The sequence below is a fragment of the Plantactinospora soyae genome (assembly GCF_014874095.1).
Classification (GTDB): Bacteria; Actinomycetota; Actinomycetes; order Mycobacteriales; family Micromonosporaceae; genus Plantactinospora; species Plantactinospora soyae.
Genome location: NZ_JADBEB010000001.1, coordinates 5172000 through 5190450 on the forward strand (window position 1 = coordinate 5172000; position 18451 = coordinate 5190450).

General features: G+C 70.6%; 19 protein-coding genes. 12 read left to right on the forward strand and 7 right to left on the reverse strand.

What is annotated here, in order from left to right; all coding sequences use genetic code 11:
• Positions 1 to 59: 59 nt before the first annotated feature.
• From ribD to ribH, 4 genes are read left to right on the forward strand one after another with little or no spacing between them, the layout of a single operon-like run.
• Positions 60 to 1121 carry a bifunctional diaminohydroxyphosphoribosylaminopyrimidine deaminase/5-amino-6-(5-phosphoribosylamino)uracil reductase RibD gene (gene ribD / locus H4W31_RS22965; RefSeq protein WP_192768536.1) on the forward strand — a complete coding sequence of 354 codons (1062 nt, stop codon included), beginning with the start codon at positions 60 to 62 and terminating at the stop codon, positions 1119 to 1121.
• A gap of 4 nt (positions 1122 to 1125) precedes the next feature.
• Entirely contained in the window at positions 1126 to 1755 is a 630-nt protein-coding gene (locus H4W31_RS22970; RefSeq protein ID WP_192768537.1) for a riboflavin synthase, read from the forward strand.
• Positions 1752 to 3041, forward strand: coding sequence for a bifunctional 3,4-dihydroxy-2-butanone-4-phosphate synthase/GTP cyclohydrolase II (locus H4W31_RS22975; RefSeq protein WP_192768538.1), 1290 nt, complete (start codon positions 1752 to 1754; stop codon positions 3039 to 3041). Before H4W31_RS22970 ends, H4W31_RS22975 begins: the two co-directional genes overlap by 4 nt.
• A gap of 2 nt (positions 3042 to 3043) precedes the next feature.
• Positions 3044 to 3523, forward strand: a complete 480-nt coding sequence (gene ribH / locus H4W31_RS22980) for a 6,7-dimethyl-8-ribityllumazine synthase (protein WP_192768539.1) — start codon at positions 3044 to 3046, stop codon at positions 3521 to 3523.
• Positions 3524 to 3636: 113 nt separating this feature from the next.
• Here the strand turns inward: ribH and H4W31_RS22985 are convergent, their stop codons facing one another.
• Positions 3637 to 4344 (reverse strand): class I SAM-dependent methyltransferase, encoded by a 708-nt coding sequence (locus H4W31_RS22985; RefSeq protein ID WP_404825613.1) that lies wholly within the window; start codon positions 4342 to 4344, stop codon positions 3637 to 3639.
• Between the two features lie 192 nt (positions 4345 to 4536).
• On the opposite strand from H4W31_RS22985, the gene H4W31_RS22990 reads away from it, so the two are divergent.
• Positions 4537 to 5025 (forward strand): protein-tyrosine phosphatase family protein, encoded by a 489-nt coding sequence (locus H4W31_RS22990; protein WP_192768541.1) that lies wholly within the window; start codon positions 4537 to 4539, stop codon positions 5023 to 5025.
• A 39-nt stretch (positions 5026 to 5064) separates the two neighbouring features.
• Here H4W31_RS22990 and H4W31_RS22995 read toward each other — a convergent pair whose 3' ends face one another.
• From H4W31_RS22995 to H4W31_RS23005, 3 genes are read right to left on the reverse strand one after another with little or no spacing between them, the layout of a single operon-like run.
• Positions 5065 to 5889, reverse strand: a complete 825-nt coding sequence (locus H4W31_RS22995) for an amino acid ABC transporter ATP-binding protein (protein ID WP_192768542.1) — start codon at positions 5887 to 5889, stop codon at positions 5065 to 5067.
• Positions 5886 to 6725 (reverse strand): amino acid ABC transporter permease, encoded by an 840-nt coding sequence (locus H4W31_RS23000; protein WP_225946998.1) that lies wholly within the window; start codon positions 6723 to 6725, stop codon positions 5886 to 5888. The genes H4W31_RS22995 and H4W31_RS23000 overlap by 4 nt, the downstream gene beginning before the upstream one ends.
• Positions 6726 to 6727: 2 nt before the next feature.
• Positions 6728 to 7585 carry an ABC transporter substrate-binding protein gene (locus H4W31_RS23005; RefSeq protein ID WP_192768544.1) on the reverse strand — a complete coding sequence of 286 codons (858 nt, stop codon included), beginning with the start codon at positions 7583 to 7585 and terminating at the stop codon, positions 6728 to 6730.
• 187 nt (positions 7586 to 7772) lie between these two features.
• Between H4W31_RS23005 and H4W31_RS23010 the strand changes: the two genes are divergently transcribed.
• The 4 genes from H4W31_RS23010 to hisG all read left to right on the forward strand — a co-directional run bounded on the left by H4W31_RS23010 (position 7773) and on the right by hisG (position 10874).
• Positions 7773 to 8294 (forward strand): SigE family RNA polymerase sigma factor, encoded by a 522-nt coding sequence (locus H4W31_RS23010; RefSeq protein ID WP_192768545.1) that lies wholly within the window; start codon positions 7773 to 7775, stop codon positions 8292 to 8294.
• Positions 8291 to 9589 carry a GerMN domain-containing protein gene (locus tag H4W31_RS23015; RefSeq protein WP_192768546.1) on the forward strand — a complete coding sequence of 433 codons (1299 nt, stop codon included), beginning with the start codon at positions 8291 to 8293 and terminating at the stop codon, positions 9587 to 9589. The genes H4W31_RS23010 and H4W31_RS23015 overlap by 4 nt, the downstream gene beginning before the upstream one ends.
• 81 nt (positions 9590 to 9670) lie before the next feature.
• Positions 9671 to 9934, forward strand: a complete 264-nt coding sequence (locus tag H4W31_RS23020) for a phosphoribosyl-ATP diphosphatase (RefSeq protein WP_192768547.1) — start codon at positions 9671 to 9673, stop codon at positions 9932 to 9934.
• A 94-nt stretch (positions 9935 to 10028) separates the two neighbouring features.
• Positions 10029 to 10874 carry an ATP phosphoribosyltransferase gene (hisG, locus tag H4W31_RS23025; protein ID WP_192768548.1) on the forward strand — a complete coding sequence of 282 codons (846 nt, stop codon included), beginning with the start codon at positions 10029 to 10031 and terminating at the stop codon, positions 10872 to 10874.
• A 248-nt stretch (positions 10875 to 11122) separates the two neighbouring features.
• Here the strand turns inward: hisG and H4W31_RS23030 are convergent, their stop codons facing one another.
• On the reverse strand, positions 11123 to 12787 hold the full coding sequence (locus H4W31_RS23030) for a helix-turn-helix domain-containing protein (RefSeq protein ID WP_192768549.1): 1665 nt from the start codon (positions 12785 to 12787) through the stop codon (positions 11123 to 11125).
• Between the two features lie 205 nt (positions 12788 to 12992).
• Here H4W31_RS23030 and H4W31_RS23035 point away from each other — a divergent pair, with 205 nt between their 5' ends.
• On the forward strand, positions 12993 to 13385 hold the full coding sequence (locus H4W31_RS23035) for a VOC family protein (RefSeq protein WP_192768550.1): 393 nt from the start codon (positions 12993 to 12995) through the stop codon (positions 13383 to 13385).
• Between the two features lie 98 nt (positions 13386 to 13483).
• Positions 13484 to 13996, forward strand: a complete 513-nt coding sequence (locus H4W31_RS23040) for a GNAT family N-acetyltransferase (protein WP_192768551.1) — start codon at positions 13484 to 13486, stop codon at positions 13994 to 13996.
• 35 nt (positions 13997 to 14031) lie between these two features.
• On the opposite strand, the gene H4W31_RS23045 is transcribed toward H4W31_RS23040, so the two are convergent.
• Complete coding sequence (locus H4W31_RS23045; RefSeq protein WP_192768552.1) at positions 14032 to 15228, reverse strand: low temperature requirement protein A; 1197 nt, start codon at positions 15226 to 15228, stop codon at positions 14032 to 14034.
• A 367-nt stretch (positions 15229 to 15595) separates the two neighbouring features.
• Here H4W31_RS23045 and H4W31_RS23050 point away from each other — a divergent pair, with 367 nt between their 5' ends.
• Positions 15596 to 16327, forward strand: coding sequence for a class I SAM-dependent methyltransferase (locus H4W31_RS23050; protein WP_192768553.1), 732 nt, complete (start codon positions 15596 to 15598; stop codon positions 16325 to 16327).
• Positions 16328 to 16595: 268 nt separating this feature from the next.
• Here H4W31_RS23050 and H4W31_RS23055 read toward each other — a convergent pair whose 3' ends face one another.
• Positions 16596 to 18362 (reverse strand): DUF6119 family protein, encoded by a 1767-nt coding sequence (locus H4W31_RS23055; protein WP_192768554.1) that lies wholly within the window; start codon positions 18360 to 18362, stop codon positions 16596 to 16598.
• Positions 18363 to 18451: the final 89 nt, after the last annotated feature.

Genomic DNA, 18451 nt, shown 5'->3' on the forward strand with positions numbered 1-18451 from the left:
GCTCCCGCCCCGCCCGCGCGTCTGCGAAGGACGAGCGAGGAAGAGGGCGGAGGATCGGCATGGGGAGCGTCTCCACCGACGAGGCGATGCGCCGCGCGATCGCGCTGGCGGCCCGCGGTATGGGCACGACGAGTCCCAATCCACTGGTCGGCTGCGTGCTGCTGGACCCGAGGGGCGAGGTCGTCGGCGAGGGCTTCCACGCGTACGCCGGCGGACCGCACGCCGAGATCGTCGCACTGGCCCAGGCCGGTGAGCGGGCTCGGGGCGGCACCGCGGTGGTCACCCTGGAGCCGTGCGACCACGTCGGGCGTACCGGCCCGTGCAGCGGTGCGCTGATCCGGGCCGGGGTCCGCCGAGTGGTGCTCGGCGTGCCCGATCCGAACCCGGTCGCGTCCGGTGGCGTCGAGACGCTGCGCGCCGCCGGTGTCGAGGTCGAGATCGGGGTCCGGGCCGCCGAGGCGGAGGCCGGCAACCTGGCCTGGCTGACCGCGGTACGGCGCGGCCGGCCGTACCTGATCTGGAAGTACGCGGCGACCCTGGACGGGCGGATCGCGGCGGCCGACGGCACCAGCATGTGGATCACCTCCGAGGCGGCCCGGATCGACGTGCACGCGTTGCGCGGCACCGTCGACGCGGTGATCGCCGGGGTCGGCACGGTGCTGGCCGACGATCCGAGACTGACCGCCCGGAACCTGCGCAACGGCACCCTGGCCATCCGGCAGCCGCTGCGGGTGGTGGTGGACAGCGACGGCCGTACCCCGGTCGACGCCAGGGTCCGCGACGGTGCCGCGCGGACCTGGATCGCGACCTCGGCGGAGGTCGGCACCGGCCCGGACGGGCGGGTCGACCTGCCCCGGTTGCTCGCGGAGCTCTACCGGCGCGGGGTACGGGCGGCGCTGCTGGAGGGCGGTCCCACCCTGGCCGGTGCGTTCCTGGCCGCCGGCCTGGTGGACAAGGTGGTCGGCTACCTGGCGCCCAAGCTGCTCGGTGCCGGCCCGGCGGCCCTGGCCGACGCCGGCCCCCGGACCATCTCCGAGGTTATCGACCTGGAGTTCACGGATTTCACACCGGTCGGCCCCGATCTGCGGGTCACCGCGTTTCCTCGGAAAACGGAGGGCTGAACAGATGTTCACCGGCATCGTGGAGGAGCTGGGCGAGCTGGTCCGGCGGGTCGAGACGGGTGGGGACTCGGCGCTGGTCGCGATCCGTGGCCCGCTGGTCACCTCGGACGCCCGGCACGGCGACTCGATCTCCGTCAACGGGGTCTGCCTGACGGTCGTGGAATCCGACGACGGCGTCTTCACCGCCGACGTGATGGGCGAGACCTTCCGCCGGACGTCGCTCGGGGCGCTGCGTCCCGGCGACCCGGTCAACCTGGAGCGGGCCGCGACGCTCGGCAGCCGGCTGGGCGGGCACCTGGTACAGGGGCACGTCGACGGCGTCGCCGAGATCGTCCGCCGGGAGCCGGCCGAGCAGTGGGAGACGGTCACGTTCACGCTGCCCGCCGCGCTCGCCCGGTACGTGGTGGAGAAGGGGTCGATCACCGTCGACGGGGTGTCGCTGACCGTCGCCGCGCTGGCCGACGGGCTGTTCTCGGTCGGGCTGATCCCGACCACGCTCGCGGCCACCACGCTGGGGCGCAAGGGGATCGGCGAACCGGTGAACCTGGAGGTGGACGTGCTGGCCAAGTACGTCGAACGACTGTTGACGACCGGCGGGCGACTGCCGGTCGGTGGACTGGAGGCCGTGGCATGACAACCGACTTCGGCACCATCGAACAGGCGGTGGCCGACATCGCGGCCGGTCGCCCGGTGGTGGTGGTGGACGACGCCGACCGGGAGAACGAGGGCGACCTGATCTTCGCCGCCGATCTGGCCACTCCCGAGCTGTTGGCGTTCATGGTCCGCTACACCTCCGGCTACATCTGCGCGCCGCTGACCGAAGAGGACTGCGACCGGCTCGAGCTGCCGCCGATGTACCACACCAACCAGGACAAGCGGGGTACCGCGTACACCGTGACGGTGGACGCACGCGAGGGGGTCAGCACCGGTATCTCGGCGGCGGACCGGGCGCACACCATCCGGCTGCTCGCCGACCCGGCCACCGACCCGACCGACCTGAGCCGGCCCGGACACGTCGTACCGCTGAGGGCCAAGCCCGGTGGGGTGCTGCGGCGCCCCGGCCACACCGAGGCTGCCGTCGACCTCGCCCGGCTCGCCGGACTCCGGCCGGCCGGGGTGCTCTGTGAGCTGGTCAACGACGACGGCACCATGATGCGTCTGCCCGATCTGGAGAAGTTCTCCGCCGACCACGGACTCACCCTGATCACCATCGCGGACCTGATCGCGTACCGGCGACGTACCGAGCAGCAGGTGCGGCGGGAGGCCGAGGCCCGGCTGCCACTGAAGGTCGGACTGTTCCGGGCCGTCGGCTACCGCGTCGAGTACGACGCGACCGAGCACATCGCCCTGGTCTACGGCGAGATCGGCGACGGTCAGGACGTACTGGTCCGGGTGCACTCGGAGTGCCTGACCGGGGACGTGTTCGGCTCGCTGCGCTGCGACTGCGGCCCACAGTTGAACGCCGCCCTCGCCCGGGTCGCCGCCGAGGGCCGGGGCGTGGTCCTCTACATGCGGGGACACGAGGGGCGGGGCATTGGGCTGGTGCACAAGCTTCAGGCGTACCAGTTGCAGGACCTCGGCCGGGACACCGTCGATGCGAACCTGGACCTCGGGCTGCCCGCCGACGCGCGGGACTACGGCACCGGCGCGCAGATCCTGTACGACCTCGGTGTCCGATCGATGCGGCTGCTGACCAACAATCCGGCCAAGCGGGCCGGCCTGGAGGGCTACGGACTGACCGTGGTCGGCCGGGAGGCGATGCCGGTCGGCGCGACCCCGGAGAACCTGCAATACCTGCGGACCAAGCGGGACCGGATGGGCCACCTGCTCAGCGAGTTGGACGAGCCGCTCGAACCGGTCCAGGCGCTCGACCCGGTCGAACCGGTGGAACTGGTGAAGACGACGGAAAGGTTGGCCTGACGATGGCGGGGTTCGGAGAGCCGGGATCGTCCACGGTGGATGCGTCCGGGTTGACCGTCGGGGTGGTGGCCGCCCGCTGGCACGGGGAACTCACCGACCACATGCTGGACCGTGCGGTGAACGCGGCGAAGGCGTGCGGCGTGAACGACGTGCTGGTGGTCCGGGTCGCCGGTTCGGTGGAACTGCCGGTGGTGGCACAGGCGCTGGCCCGGCGGTGCGACGCGGTGGTGGCGCTCGGCGTGGTGATCAAGGGCGCCACGGCGCACTTCGACTACGTGTGCCAGTCGGTGACCGAGGGGCTGACCCGGGTCGCGCTGGACACGGCGACGCCGGTCGCGCACGGCGTGCTCACGGTCAACAACCTGGAGCAGGCCCGGGACCGGGCCGGCCTGGCCGACTCGGCCGAGGACAAGGGCTGGGCCGCCACCACCGCCGCGCTGGAGGCGGCCGTGGCGATCCGCGACATCGCCAGCCGGCCGTAACCGACCGCCGCGCCGATCGACGGCGGTCCTGCCGCTGATGCGGTGGGACCGCCGCCGTCCGCTCTGGTGATCGCAGTGCGGTCCCTGGTTGGCGAACGGGGGAATGGTCGGTCTCAGGTTGCCTTGTGAACCATGGCCAGCCGGGTCAGGTACCGCTTGCTGATCTGGCCGCGGTGGTCGCGGTCGATCAGGTTGGCGATGCAGGCGAGGAGACCGTCGCGTGCCGGTTGAGGCAGCGTACGGTGGCCGGAGTAGGTCATCAGCAGGTCGCGGTATTCGCTGGTGGTGTAGCCCTGCTCCCACTCGTAGCGGCGGAATCGCGCCGGCCCGAAGCGTGTAGAGCGCTCGAACTCGGTCGGGTCGTCGGGAATGTCCGCGGCCGGTGTCGCGCGCAGTCCGGGTGGAGTCCTGGGGTCGAAGGTCTCGTAGCACGCTTGCATGTCTGCGAAGAAGTTCTCCGTGCCGCCAGCGACGTGTTCGCTGTGCACCACGGCAAGAGTTCCGCCTGGAAGGAGCACGTCCGCCGCTTTGTCGACGCGGATATCCGGATCGATCCAGTGGAACGCGGTCGCCGAAAATACCAGGTCGAACGGGGTGGTCGGTGGTGTCCACCGCTCGAAAGGGGACACCTCGACGGTCACGTTCGGGAATTCCTGGAGGTTGCGTCGGGCCACGGCTGCCAGCTCGGGGCTGAGTTCCACCGCGATGATGGTGCAACCGAGCCGGGCCAGTGGTCGGGTGGCCTGGCCGGTGCCGCAGCCGATTTCCAGCACCCGGGACTGCGGGCTCAGACCAGCGAGTAGGACCAGATCGTCGAACAACTGGTCCGGATAGCCAGGGCGCGCGTGGTCGTAGAGGTCGGCGTCCTCGCCGAATGTGGCACGCAGGAGTTCGCGATCCGTCTCGGTCACGGAGGCACGTTACCTCCCAAACTCGGCCGCCGGACGTCACCGGTCCGGCGCTGACCCGGCCGCCCGCCCATCGATGATCAACGAGCGACAGGAGAGAGCCCGATGTGGCTGCGGCCCACCGTCTATCCGATCCCGGCGCCGTCGCCGGTGCGGCTGAGCATCGTGGCGCGTCCGCGCGGGGATGACTGGCTGGACGACGAGATGGCCGGGCTACGCCGTGCCGGGGTGGACGTCCTGGTCTGCCTGCTGACCTCGGCGGAACGCGACGAGTTGGGGTTGACCGGCGAGGATACCGCCGCTGTCCGCGCCGGTCTCGACTTCCACGCCTATCCCGTCATCGACCGGGGAGTCCCGGAACATGCCGCGATTCGTCCGCTGATCGACGTGCTGGCCGGCGACCTCGCCCGGGGACGGCACCTCGCGGTGCACTGTCGGGCGAGCATCGGCCGGTCGTCTCTGCTCGTCGCCGCGTTGCTGTCGCGGCTGGACGTTCCGGTCGATCGGATCTGGGACGTCATCGGCGGGGCCAGGGGATTGCCGGTGCCGGAGACGGAGGAGCAGCGGCGCTGGCTGGGTGAGCATCACCGTTAGGTCGCCTGGTGCGGCGGTGGATGCCGGCGGCGTCGGTACTCAGCCGGTGGGCGCCTGAAGCCGGCCGGCCTCGATGATCCGGCGCAGGAACTGCCGGGTACGGGGCTGGGTCGGCTCGCCCAGCACCTGTTCGGGTGGCCCTTCCTCGATCACCCGTCCACCGTCGAGGAAGCAGATCCGGTCGGCCACCTCGCGGGCGAACCCCATCTCGTGGGTGGCCAGCACCATGGTCATGCCGTCCGCCTTCAGATCCCGGATCATGGTCAGCACCTCGCCGACCAGCTCCGGGTCGAGCGCCGAGGTCACCTCGTCGAGCAGGATCAACCGGGGTGAGTTGACCAGCGCCCGGACGATCGCCACCCGCTGCTGCTGGCCGCCGGAGAGCCGGTCGGGATAGTCCTCGGACTTCTCGGCCAGTCCCACCCGGGCGAGCAGCTCCCGGGCCTGCGACTCGGCCTCGGCCCGGTCCCGCCGGTACACCCGCCGGGGCGCCAGCGTGATGTTGTCCAGCACACTGAGGTGCGGAAACAGGTTGTACGCCTGGAAGACGATGCCGATCCGCCGGCGTACCAGGTCGGGGGAGACCCGTGGGTCGGTGATGTGCTCGCCGTCCAGGTGGATGGTGCCGTCGTCGAGGTCCTCCAGCAGGTTGACGCAGCGCAGCAGGGTGGACTTGCCCGACCCGGAGGCGCCGATCAACGCGACCACCTCGTGCTCGGCCACGTCGAGGTCGAGATCGTCGAGTACGACGTGCCCGCCGAACACCTTGCGCAGCGAGCGGCAACTCAGTACGGGACGGCTCGGCACGGCCACCGGTGGTTCGTGATCGCCTGGTCCGGGCGTCGGCGGCTCCGGTGCGGTCATCGTGCCGCCTGGCGGCGGGCGGCGCGCAACGTCACCCAGTCGGTGACCGCGATCAGTGGAATGGCGAGCAGCACGAAGAGCACCCCCGCGACAATGTACGGCGTGTAGTTGAAGCTCTCGGCGGTGGCTATCTGGGCCGCCCGTACCGCGTCGATCGGACCGGCGAGGGAGACCAGACCGACGTCCTTCTGGAGCGCGACGATGTCGTTGAGCAGGGGTGGGGCGACCCGGCGTACCGCCTGGGGCAGCACCACGTACCGCATCGTCTGCGGGTAGGTCAGGCCGAGCGAGCGGGCGGCGGCGAGCTGGCTGGCGTGCACCGACTCGATGCCGGCCCGGAAGACCTCGGCCAGGTACGCGCCGAAGGTGAGGACCAGGGCGATCCCGCCGAGTACCAGCACCGACGGCATGCCCTCCAGGCGCAGGCCGGGTACGCCGAGGGTGAGCACGTACAACACGATGATCACGGGCAGCCCGCGGAACGTGTACGTGTAGCCGGTGGCCAGCGCCCGGACCGGGAAGAAGACCGGGCCCCGCAGGGTACGCAGCACCGCCAGCAGCAGCCCGAGGGCGAGCGCGCCGAGGGCGCAGAACACGAGCAGTTGGACGTTGAGCCACAGTCCGGTGAGCACGTCGGGCAGGGCGTCGCGGGCGATCCGGGGATCGAGGAAGGACTGTTGCACCCGTTCCCAGCCCGGCGCACCGGTCACCGACACCACGAGCAGGGTGCCGAGCACCCCGGTCGAGGTCGCGGCGATCAGCACCGAGCGGACCGTCTGCCGCTTCCGGTAGGCGGCCCGCTCCCGGGCGATCGTGGACGGTTGGTGGTCGGCCAGCCTCACGTGAGCTCGGGGGCGCCCGCCACCTCGGCGAGCCAGGTCTTCTCCAGCTCGGCGAGTTTGCCACTTTCCCGCAGCGCGTTGACGGCGTTGCTGACGCAGCCGGTCAGCGGAGAGTCCTTGTCGAGCAGCAGGCCGAAGGTCTCCGGCAGTCCCACCTGGGGCAGTTGGCCGACGATGGTGGCGTCCTTGATCTCTGCCGAGGTGATGTAGAAGGCGGTGGGCAGGTCCACCACGATGCCGTCGAGCTGACGGTTCTGCAGGGCCTTCTTCGCGTCGTCGTTGCTGTTGTAGACCTGGGGCTTGACGGTCGGCTTGATCAGGTCGGTGATCGCCTGGTAGCTGGTGGTGCCGACCTGGGCGCCGAGCTTGGCGTTCTTCAGGTCGGCGAGGGTCGACCTGCCGGTGATCTTCGAGCCCTTGGCCGCCACGACGGCCTGCCGGACCAGGTAGTACGGCGAGGAGAAGTCGACCGCCACCTTGCGATCGTCGGTGATGGAGAACTGGTTGATGTCGAAGTCGAACTCCTTCGGCCCCGGGGCGATCGCGTTGTCAAACTTGACCCGCGTCCACTCCACGTCGACCCGGGCGTACCCGAGCTGTTTCGCCACCTCGTACGCCACCGCCGACTCGAAGCCCTTGCCGTTGGCCGGCAGATTCTCGCTGAACCACGGCTCGTACGCGGGATCGTCGGTGCCGATGGTCAACTTGCCCGGTGTCCTGGTTTTCATGTCCGCCTTGGTGCAGGCGGCCGGGGCCGGACCCGGCGGGGGTTGGTTCTGCGGGGCGCAGCCGGCGAGGGCTGCGAGAAGAACGGTAGCGGTCGTGAGCGCGACCGGCAGAGATCGGCTAGCCATGGCCGACAGCATAGGCACACGTCGACGTCCGCCCATAGATTTTCCCAGTGGTCCGATAGGGATATCCGTCGGGTATCGGCCCGTCGAGTGGTGCCGACCGGGCTTCGGCGGTAAACCGGACCGGGGGGTCGCGCGTCACCCTGCTGTGACAATCCACCTGGTCTCCGACCCGCCCGGCGGGAGGATCATGACACAACCCGTGCCCCGGGAGTGGGCGGCGGACGAGGCGGTCACCCGCCTCTTCGCCACCCACTACCGACCGCTGGTACGACTCGCCACGCTGCTGCTGCACGACCAGGGCGCGGCGGAGGAGATCGTCCAGGACGGCTACGTCGCGCTGCACGGTCGGTGGTCCCGGCTGCGCGATGCCGACAAGGCCCTGGGCTACCTGCGGACCAGTGTGGTCAACCGGTGCCGGTCGGCGCTGCGGCACCGGCGGGTGGTGGAGACACACCTGGCCGCGACCCGGCCGATGGCGGACGCGCCCAGCGCGGAGGCCGGCGCGCTCGACCTGCTCCAGCACGACGCGGTGATCGCCGCGCTGCGCGCCCTGCCGGTCCGGCAGCGGGAGGCGATCGTGCTGCGGTACTACGCCGAACTGTCCGAAGCCGAGACCGCCGAGCTGATGGGAGTCAGCCGGGGTGCGGTGAAGAGCCACACCTTCCGGGGGATGGCGGCGCTCAAGCAGACCCTGGGGGCGGAGCGATGAACGAATATCGGCAGTCGAGGGACGAGGACCGGGGCCCGATGGACGAGGACCTGCTGCGCCGGGTGCTCGGGGCCGAGGCCGACCGGATTGAGCCGGCGCCGGGCGCGTTGCCCCGGATCCAACACCGGATCCAGACCGGTGATTCGGGCCGGGCGCGGCCGGGCTGGTGGACCGGCCTGAGGCGGTCACGCCGCCGATTCTGGGTCGGTGGGCCGTCCGCCGGAAACGGTCTCGGCCCGTCGCCCGCCGGACCCGGCGTCCGGGGGCCGGCTACGGAGAACGGCGTCGGCGGGTCGGCGGCCGGTGCCGGCCGGCGCCGCTGGGCCGACTGGTCGCCGCTCGCGGCCGGTGCCGTCACGGTGGCCACCCTGGCCGTGGCCGTGGTGGGGGTCGGCCTGGCCGGCAGCATCGTGCCGACACCGTCGGACCGCCGGACCGGACCTCCGGCCGGCGTGCTCCGCGGGGAGCCGAGCGGGGGGCCGGCGGCCAGCCCGGCCGCACCGTCGGCGGACGTACAACCCGGCCTCACTCCGCCCGGCGCACCCGTACCGTCGATCGGCAGCACCAGCGGTACGGCGACGACGGCCAGCCTCGCCGTCTACTACCAGGGCGGCGACCCGAACCGGCCCCGGCTCTACCGCGAGTTCCACCGGCTCTGGCTGCGGGACGGCTCGGCCGCCGACCGGATCACGGCGGCGGTGCGGAACCTGCTGGACGGGCCGACCGGGATGGACCCGAACTACCTCAACGCCTGGCCGGTCAGCACCGACCTGCGCGGGGTGTCGGTCAGCGGCGGCACCGCCACCGTCGACCTCGCCGGGGCGGCCCGGAACGAGGTCGGCGAGGCCGCGGCGCGGATGGCCGTACAGCAACTGGTCTGGACGGTCACCGCCGTGCCGGGCGTGTCCGGGGTACGGCTGCGGCTCGACGGAACGCCGGTCGACCGGCTCTGGGGCACCGTCGACGTCTCCGGGGTACTGCGCCGAGGAGCGGCCGTGGAGGTGCTCGCCCCGGTGTGGCTGATCGCCCCGCAGCAGGGGGACACCGTCGGGCGTACCTTCCAGGTGCACCTTGCCGGAATCCTGCCCGAGGCGACCGCGCAGCTCCGGATCCAGCGCGACGGCCGTACGGTGAGCGAGCGAACGATCACGTTGTCGATCGCCGGGCCGACCCAGGGCGAGTACCGGCACAGCGTCACCCTGCCGCCGGGCAGGTACACGCTGACGGCGTACGCGATATCCCTGGCCGACGGTCGCGAGCAGCACCTCGACGACCACGTCATCGAGGTGCGCTGACCTGCCCGGCGGTCCACCTGATGGGCGGTACGCCGACCCGGCGGCCAGGCCGGCGCCGGCCGGCTGGGAGAATACGGTCCCGTGAAGACGTTCGAGGAGCTGTTCGCCGAGCTGCAGGCGAAGGCCGCCGCCGGCACCCCAGGCTCGGGGACGGTCGCGGCGCTGGAGCGCGGCGTGCACGCGATCGGGAAGAAGGTCGTCGAGGAGGCGGCCGAGGCGTGGATGGCCGCCGAGCACGAGGGGCCGGAACGGGCCGCCGAGGAGATCTCCCAACTGCTCTACCAGGCGCAGGTGCTGATGCTCGCCACCGGTCTGGAACTCAAGGACGTCTACCGACATCTGTAGTGCCCCGCCGCGTCCCGGCCGCCGCTTCCGGTGGCCGTGGACGCGTCCGTCCGTCAGTCCGACCCATCTGACCTGACCGCGAGGAGCACTTCCGATGCTGCGCATCGCCATTCCCAACAAGGGCACCCTGTCCGGACCGGCCGCCCAGATGCTGCGCGAGGCCGGCTACCAGCAGCGCGGCGACGACCGCGACCTGATCTGCCGCGACGAGGCCAACGACGTCGAATTCTTCTACCTGCGTCCCCGGGACATCGCCACCTACGTCGGCTCCGGCGACCTCGACCTCGGCATCACCGGCCGGGACCTGCTGGTCGACTCGGCGAGCCCGGCCGAGGAGATGCTCGACCTCGACTTCGGTGCCGCGACCTTCCGGTTCGCCGCCCGACCGGAGACCGTCTCCGACGTCGACCAGATCGCCGGCCGGCGGATCGCGACCGCGTACCCGGGCGTGGTCGAGCGGTACCTGGCCGAGCACGGGACCACCGCCTCGGTGATCCGGCTCGACGGCGCGGTCGAGAACGCGGTACGCCTCGGCGTCGCCGACGTGGTCGCCGACGTCGTCTCCACCGGTGCCACGCTGCGCCAGGCCGGCCTGGCGATCATCGGTGAGCCGATCCTGCACTCGTCGGCGGTGCTGATCCGCCAGGGCGAGGCACCGGCCAACGGCCAGGTGGATCAACTCGTCCGCCGGTTGCACGGGGTACTGGTCGCCCGCCGGTACGTGATGCTGGCGTACGACGTCCGGGCCGACCTGCTCGACCAGGCGACCGCGCTGACCCCGGGGATCGAGTCGCCGACGATCTCGCCGCTGCACCGGGAGGGCTGGGTCGCGGTCGAGGCCCTGGTACTGCGTCAGGACGTACACCGGATCATGGACGAGCTGTACGACGTCGGCGCCCGGGCGATCCTGGTCACCGTCCTGCACGCCTGCCGGCTGTGACCCGCCCCCGCGACTGACCGGCCGGGGCCCCGGCCACCGTCTGTCCTTCGGGTCCGCACCGGGACGCGAAGGATCGTCAGACGGTGGCCGCCCCCGTTCCCCCTTCAGCCGCAGGACCACGGTACGGCGGATCGGAACCCGCTGGTGAGAAGCGATCTGCACAGCGATGGCCGCGCCGGTGCTGTCCCGCACAGCGACCGGGCTACCGGGTCCGGAGTCCCGAATGGGGGTCCCGGGGTTCGTGGGGTTCAGGCGGGCAGCATGTCGAGCGCGCGCATGGCGAGCCACAGCTCGTGCCGGACACTCGGTACGTCCAGCAGTGAACGACCCAGCGCCTGCTCGGCCCGGTAGAGCCGCTTGCGGGTGGCCGAGGGGGAGATGCCGAGCACCGCCGAGGTGGTGGCGAGGTTCGTCTCCGAGTCCAGCCAGATCCTGACGGTTTCGAGCGTGTGCGCATTGACCGCCGGCCCGTCGCGCACGGCCGACCGGTCGGCTCGCTCCAGCGGTCGGAGCCGGGCCCTGGCCCAGCTGGTCACGACGGGGGTGGCCAGCAGCCGGTCCAGTGTGCCGGCGGGCGGCGCTGTGCCCTGCGTGCCGGCATCTCCACGTCCGACACCGTCCGCATGTCCGGATCCGGCGCCGGCGGTTGGCGTCCTGTCCGGCGTGCCGGCGGGTGGCATCTGGTCCGGCGTGCCGCGTAATCGCAGGGCCAGCCAGGCGGCCGACTGGTCCCGGATCCGGAAGAGGTCGAGGCCCAGCAGACTGTTCAGCAGCCGCAGCCGGCCGGCGAGGGTGTTGCGGTGGATCTTGAGGTGGCGGCTCGCCGCACGGTCGAAGGTGAGCCAGGAGCTGAGCGTGCCGAGCAGTTCCGGTGCGCCCGGGTCGGCCCGGCGGGCCGGGACGTGGAAGAGGCAGGGGCGCAGGAGTTCGTGTGCCCAGGCGTACCCGTCGGCCCCGGTCAGCGGCACGAGATCCGATTGCCGGTCGAACCGCGCGTAGCCCTCGGGTGTGGCACGCGCCACGGCGAGCGCGTGGAAGGCCTGCTCGTAACCGGTCGCGGTATTGTGCAGCGCGACCTGTTCGCTCATCCCGACGCGGCAGCGGGCCACCCGGGTGGTGATCAGTCGCCCGATCCGGTCCGCCGGATCGACCCGGCCGCCGACCCGGTCGGCCGACTCGGACGGCATCAGCGCGATCAGATGATTCGACCGGACGGGACAGGGGACGACCCAGGCCCGCCCGGAAAGGGCACGTTCGATCTCCGCGGCGATCTCGTACCGCTGGGAGCCGGCACACTCGATGACGCCGACCCGGAGCGCGTCGGGCAGTGGCGGGCGCAGCGCCGAGGCGACCCGCCGGGCCGGTGGAACATCGCCGACCATCAGCAGGTGCAGGACGGCCTCCCGGCCGTGCGCGTCGGCGGTGGCGATCCGCTGCCGGTTCCGGTCCGCCTCCGCGAGTCGCCAGCACAGGGACAGCGTCCGCGCGGCGTCGGCGAGCAGATCGGCGTACCGCTGGTCGGGCCGGCCGACCACCGCGAGGTACGGGGTCTCCGCCCCGAAGAGCACCGAGCGGGGCGTACCGCCGCGATCCGGGGCCGCGCCGCCGAGCGAGATTACATGGATGGCGGACGAATGGTCGCGGTCGAGGACGGCGGCGGTCGCGCCCCGCTCACGCAGTCCCGACACGGCCGTCGAGGCGGCCCGGAGTACGCCGGGATCGGGTTGCTGCCGGCCGACCGGTCCTACGAGGGTCCTGCCGCCGGCACCGATCAGGAAGACGACTCCGCCGGTCCGCTGCCCGAGCCAGTCGAGTACGGCCCGGACGGCGTCGTGCCGGACCGACAGGCGGGCGAGCGTCAGCAGGTCCTGCGTCCGGTTCGCATCCGCGACGTCCATCGACTCCGGGCTCATCAGACGGCGACTCCTCGGTACGTCCTTCCGGCTGTGGGACACTCCGGCACCGGTCCACACCTGCGGAGACCACCGGTCCACACCTGCGGAGACCACCGGTCCACACCTGCGGAGACCGGGCCGGGGAAGGCTAAAGAGTACCGGGCGGCTCCTGGACCCGCTCGTTCTCGGCACGGAGGCCGGACGCGGCGACTACGCTGCCGGAGTGCAGGTTGATCTCACTACCCTCGTCGTCGAGGAGTACGAACCGGCGATCGATTTCTTCACCCAGGCCCTCGGCTTCGACCTGGTCGAGGACTCGCCGTCGTCGACCAACGACGGACGGCCGAAGCGCTGGGTCGTGGTCCGCCCACCGGGGGCCGAGACCGGAATCCTGCTCGCCCGCGCCGACGGGGAACGGCAGCGCGCGGTCATCGGCAACCAGGTCGCCGGACGGGTCGGGTTCTTCCTCCGGGTAGCCGACTTCGACGCCGCGTACGACCGGATGACGGCGGCCGGAGTCGAGTTCGCGACCGCGCCGCGCACGGAGCCGTACGGCCGGGTCGCCGTCTTCCTCGACATCGCCGGAAACCGCTGGGACCTGCTCGGTCCGGCCTGACCGACACGGCGGCCGCCGTACGGCACCGGGTACCCTTGCCGCTTCGAACGCGCCGTGACCGACATCAACGTTCCGGCGCCGAATTCGTACACTCGGTCATGCCCTTCGATGCACAGCCCGTGCTGCTCGGCGAATCGCTCGGGGTCAGGCCACTACGCGCGACCGACTTCGACAATCTGTACGAGGTCGCGCGGGATCCGCTCATCTGGGCGCAGCATCCCGTCAGGGACCGGCACCGGCGCGACGTCTTCACCCGGTTCTTCGTGGAGTCCCTCGCGTCCGGCGGTGCCCTGACGGTCGTCTCCGCCGAGGGCGACGTCATCGGGTCGTCACGATTCCACGGGTACGACGAGCAACGCGGCGAGGTCGAGATCGGGTGGACCTTTCTGGCCCGGTCGTACTGGGGTGGGCAGGCGAACGGAGTGCTCAAGGCGCTCATGCTGGAGCACGCGTTCCGCTTCGTCGAACGGGTCGTCTTCCTCGTCGGTCCGGAGAACCGGCGCTCGCAACGCGCTCTCGAGAAGATCGGTGCGGTACGCGCCGGAACCCGCCCCGACGCCACGGGTCAGGAGTCCGTCCTGTTCGAGGTCCGGCGGGGACGTACCCGATGATCTGTAGCTGGACCGGGGAGCGATCTCCGCGAGGATCAGACGGCCGCCGTACCGCCGGTGGTCCCGGTGCGGGCGTGGTGGACCAGTCGTTCGTAGCAGACGAGCGTGACGAGCAGTGCGGTGATCAGGCCCAGCGCGGCCAGGGCCGGCAGGACCCGGCCCACCGGTAGCAGGAGCAGGGCCACGCCGACGGCGACGAGGTGTGCCGGCGGCGGAGCGGCTCGGACGGCGAACCACAGCAACAGCGGTCGACCGGCGAGGTAGAGGATCACGCCGCCGTACAGGGCGACCGTCGAGGTCCAGCCCAGCGGCACACCTGCGAGGCGGTGGGGATGACCGTGGGCCACGTGCGCCACGACCTGCTCGACACCGAGTGCGAGGTAGATGATCCCGGCGATCAGGAGCATGTAGGCCAGCCCGTACGCGTCGCTGGCGATCCTGTCGCGCCGATCCGTCGACGCCCGCGTCAGTGCGCGGGCTACCGTCGGTCCGAGGTTCTCGAAGTAGAGCCACCACAGACACACCGTCGTCGTGAGGCCCAGCAGGGCTGCCACCAGGACCGGGCCGCGCGTCATGGCGGCTCCGGCACCGGTTCCGAGGGAGATCAGGGACTCGCCGAGCGCGATGATGAGTACGAGGCCGTGCCGTTCGGCGAAGTGGCTCGGACTCCGCAGTCGCCATCCTCCACGGAAGGTGAACGAGGCACGCTGACCGCCGATGTCGATGACGAATGCCGCCGCCCAGAGCAGGGTTTGCGTGTCGCCGCCGAGCAGCGCGCCGAGGACGAGCGGTATCCATGCGAGCGTGATCGGGATCGCGAACAGGCGCAGCCGGGCGCGCAGCACACGGTCCTCGACCGCCGAGTAGTAGAAGAGGCTGAGTTGCACCCCTCGGAGCACGATGTAGGCCAGTACGAGAGTCAGTGGGGCGTCGATGACTGCTTCGCCGGTTCGCCAGGCGTCGGGGATCACCAGGGCGGCCACGAAGGTGGCCGCCATCGCCAGCAGCGTGCCGGCCCGGACCAAGCCCACGTCGGCACGGGCCTGATTACCCAGCCAGGTGTAGGCAGCCCAGGAGAACCACAGCAACACCAGCAGTAGCAGTCCCCGCACCATCGTGCTGAACGTGGGCGGCTGCCCCATGAAGGCGATGATCCGGGTGAGGGCGAAGATGAACACGAGATCGAAGAAGATCTCGAATGGGGTCGCCCGGTGGGTCTCCTCGGTCAACACCGGCCGGGACCGGAAGATACGCCACCGGCCGCTCTTTCCCCCGAGCCAGCAGGGTAAACCGGGCCGGGGTTGTGGGTTCGGGCCGCTCACCCGGAGTCGACCGGGCGGTGGGTAATGCGGTTGCGGACGTACCGGCCCTCTGTTGTCCTGACGACTGCGTCCGGATGGCTCAGGGCGCCGACGAGGGGAGACGACCATGCCGCGAGCGTCGATGTCCAGTCAGAGGGGAATCGCCGTCTACCCACAGAATACGAGGCTCCATGAGTACGTCGATCGAACCGATCACGATGCAGTTGGGCATCGGTAGCGCGGGACTGCGCGAAACGTCCCGTACCGGCTGCCCGAACGGGCGCGAGGATGATCTCTGATGTCCATACTCGACGATCCCGGGCTCTTCGGCCGGCAGTGGGCCGCCGGATACGACACCGGTGCCAATCCTGACCCGAAGCCGGCGGTGGACTTCCTCGCCGAGCTGGCCGACGGCGGTCGGGTACTGGAACTCGCGATCGGCACCGGCCGGGTCGCCGTACCCCTGGCCGCCCGTGGTCTCGTCGTCGAAGGTGTCGAGGCATCCGAGGAGATGGTGGCGTACCTCCGGGCGAAGGCGGGCGGCGAGCAGATCCCGATTGCGATCGGTGACATGGCCGACGTACCGGTCAGCGGTTCGTTCCGTCTGGTCTATCTGGTGTACAACACTCTGTTCAACCTCGTCGACGTCAACCGGCAGGTGGACTGCTTCCGGAACGTCGCGCGGGTACTGGCCCCGGACGGCGCGTTCGTCATCGAGGCCTTCGTACCCGACCCGGCCGATTTCGACCGGGACGAGCAGGTCCAGATGCGCGACGTGACCGAGGACTCGGCCACCATCCGGCTGCACCGGTACGACCGGGAAGCGCAGACGTCCATCCGCCAGACGATCACCTTCGACAGTCGGGGCGTACATCTGAAGCCGTTCGGCATGCGGTACTCCTGGCCCGAGCAGATCGACGAGATGGCCGCCCAGGCCGGTCTCCGGCTCGCCGAGCGGTACGCCGACTGGCACCGCCAGCCGTTCGACGCCGACAGCAGAAACCACATCTCCGTCTACCGTCGGACATAGGCACCGCCGGCTCAGTCAGCGGCTCAGGGACCCGATGCACGCGTCGCAAGCACGTGCCGGCCCCTGGCATGCGGACCTACCGGTACGAAGGATCGGTGGCTCAGGTGGCGCCAGGCCAGAGGCTGGTGGTGGGCCGTTCGGGAGGTGTCACGGGTCAACTCCAGGCATAAGCTACCGATCGGGCCGGCACGACGGGCCGGCCCGATCGGTCAGCCGTTGAGTGAACGACGGCTTCCAGGGCAGTGCTGTAGAGATGCCTTCCGGTGGTTCAGATGTACGGGATGCCAATGACTTCGACGTCAACGTCCTCGTTGCGTAGCGCCTTTACCGCGCGGTAGAGCGCGACTTGGGCGAAGGTGAAGAGGGAGCTGACGGTGAGCGCCTTGCCCGAGCTGAGGGCGATGGCGTAGACCACCTTGCGGGGCCGGAAGTCGAGGTCGATTCGGCGACCCGGGTTCTGCCGTCGCACCATCTCGACCAGGGCCTTTCGGGCGTCCGCCTCGTACTTCAGGGCGTCCATCGAGATCATGCCCTGGGCGAAGAGGTGGCTCAGGGGGGCGCTGCGATCGACTCGCTTGACATGGATCAGCTCGCCGTTCGATCCGAGCAGGTCGCAAGCCTCGATCCCTCGGTGGTGCTGGGCTGTGGTCAGCAGCTTCCGGTCCAGCAGTACGAGCCCGGCTCCGCTCCGCTCCGCCTTCCTGTTGTACGACGCCTCGTCCTCGCCGTGGCGCCATGGCGGCAGGACGAGGCTCGTCGGTCGGGCGAGAATCTGCACAATCTCGTCCCGGAGGAACTCCCGATGCTTGTCGCCGACCTCGAACCAACGACCGTCGTGCAGCAGTAGTTGGCTTTCCCCCGATGCGAGTTGAGCGGTGATCCAACGAGAAACGGGCGCCTCGCCGATTTCCTCGCTCGCCGCCTCGTCGGCATAGGCGGTGAGGCTGCTGCCGCTGCCCAGCGACTTCCACCGTTTACCGGCCGGCACCTGGTTTGTCCGGGTGAGGATGTCGGCCAGGCTGAGGTCGCTGCGGTGGTGTGACCGGCGCGTGGCCGACCTGGGCACGTAAATCTCGTACGACTTCATCAGCGCGAAGTCGCCGGCGAGCCGGTCCGGCACCGCCAGGCCGACGTCGGGCGGGTCGGCCAGCCCGAGTCGTTCGTCGAGCTGATCCTCCAGTTCCGGCAACCGAGGGTCGTGGGACTCGACGGGACGGATCTGGGTGATGAACTCCAGGTCGGTGTGCGGCGCCTCTGTCCGGCAGACCCGGTCGATCTCGCGCAGATCGGCGAGTAGCTGTTCGGGCTCGGTGGCGAGGTGGATCCGTAGGGCGTTGCTGCCCTCGACCGGGGTCGGTCGACCGGTGGACCGGCACGCGGTCAGGTTCGAGTTATGAGCCTTTCCGGAGATCTGACCGACGATCTCGCCCCACTTGTCGATGCCGTACATCCGGATGTGCGTGCCGCCCGGCACCAGATTACGGTCCACCCGGCCGGACGTGCCGAAGACGCGGCGCCGTACCTGTTTGATCGCGTCGGGTGCGAGCGAGCGGACCGCGAAGCCGATCCCGAAGCCGGGGTTGACCCGTTCCAGGTCGATCATGAACCGGCCCAGGGTGCCGTACGTCAGTGCGTACACCTGGTCGTCAACGGCAACGAGCAGTACGGCCCCGCCGCTGCTGAAGCCCAGTTCCACGGGTCCGTCGGTCAGTGAGGTGAGGACATCACACCAGTCGGCCCGCTCGCGTGGCACCGTGCCACGCACCAGCAGCGCCGGCTTGCCGGCAACCAGCCGCGGCTCAGGCACAAACTGGTTCTCGCGAACATAGCGGTGGTTCAGACCTTCCTGCAGACCGTCGATGGTCGACGGCACCCGATCGAGCTGGTAGACCGAGGTTTGATAGGTCCCGGTCGGCTGTTCCGGCACGGCCAAGTCGAACAGCGCGGGCTGCTCGTTCGGGGGTCGCCGGGCGTCCTTCCGGGCCGCCGGGCGGTTGGGTGGTCTTGTCCGGGGGCGGTGTCTTGCACTCTGCATGCCGATCTCCTTCGCGGCGAGAGCCATGCGGCAGTTGGTGCGGATGTGGGAAGCGGACTTCGGGAGGGGCCTGGGGCGGGGCCGGGGAC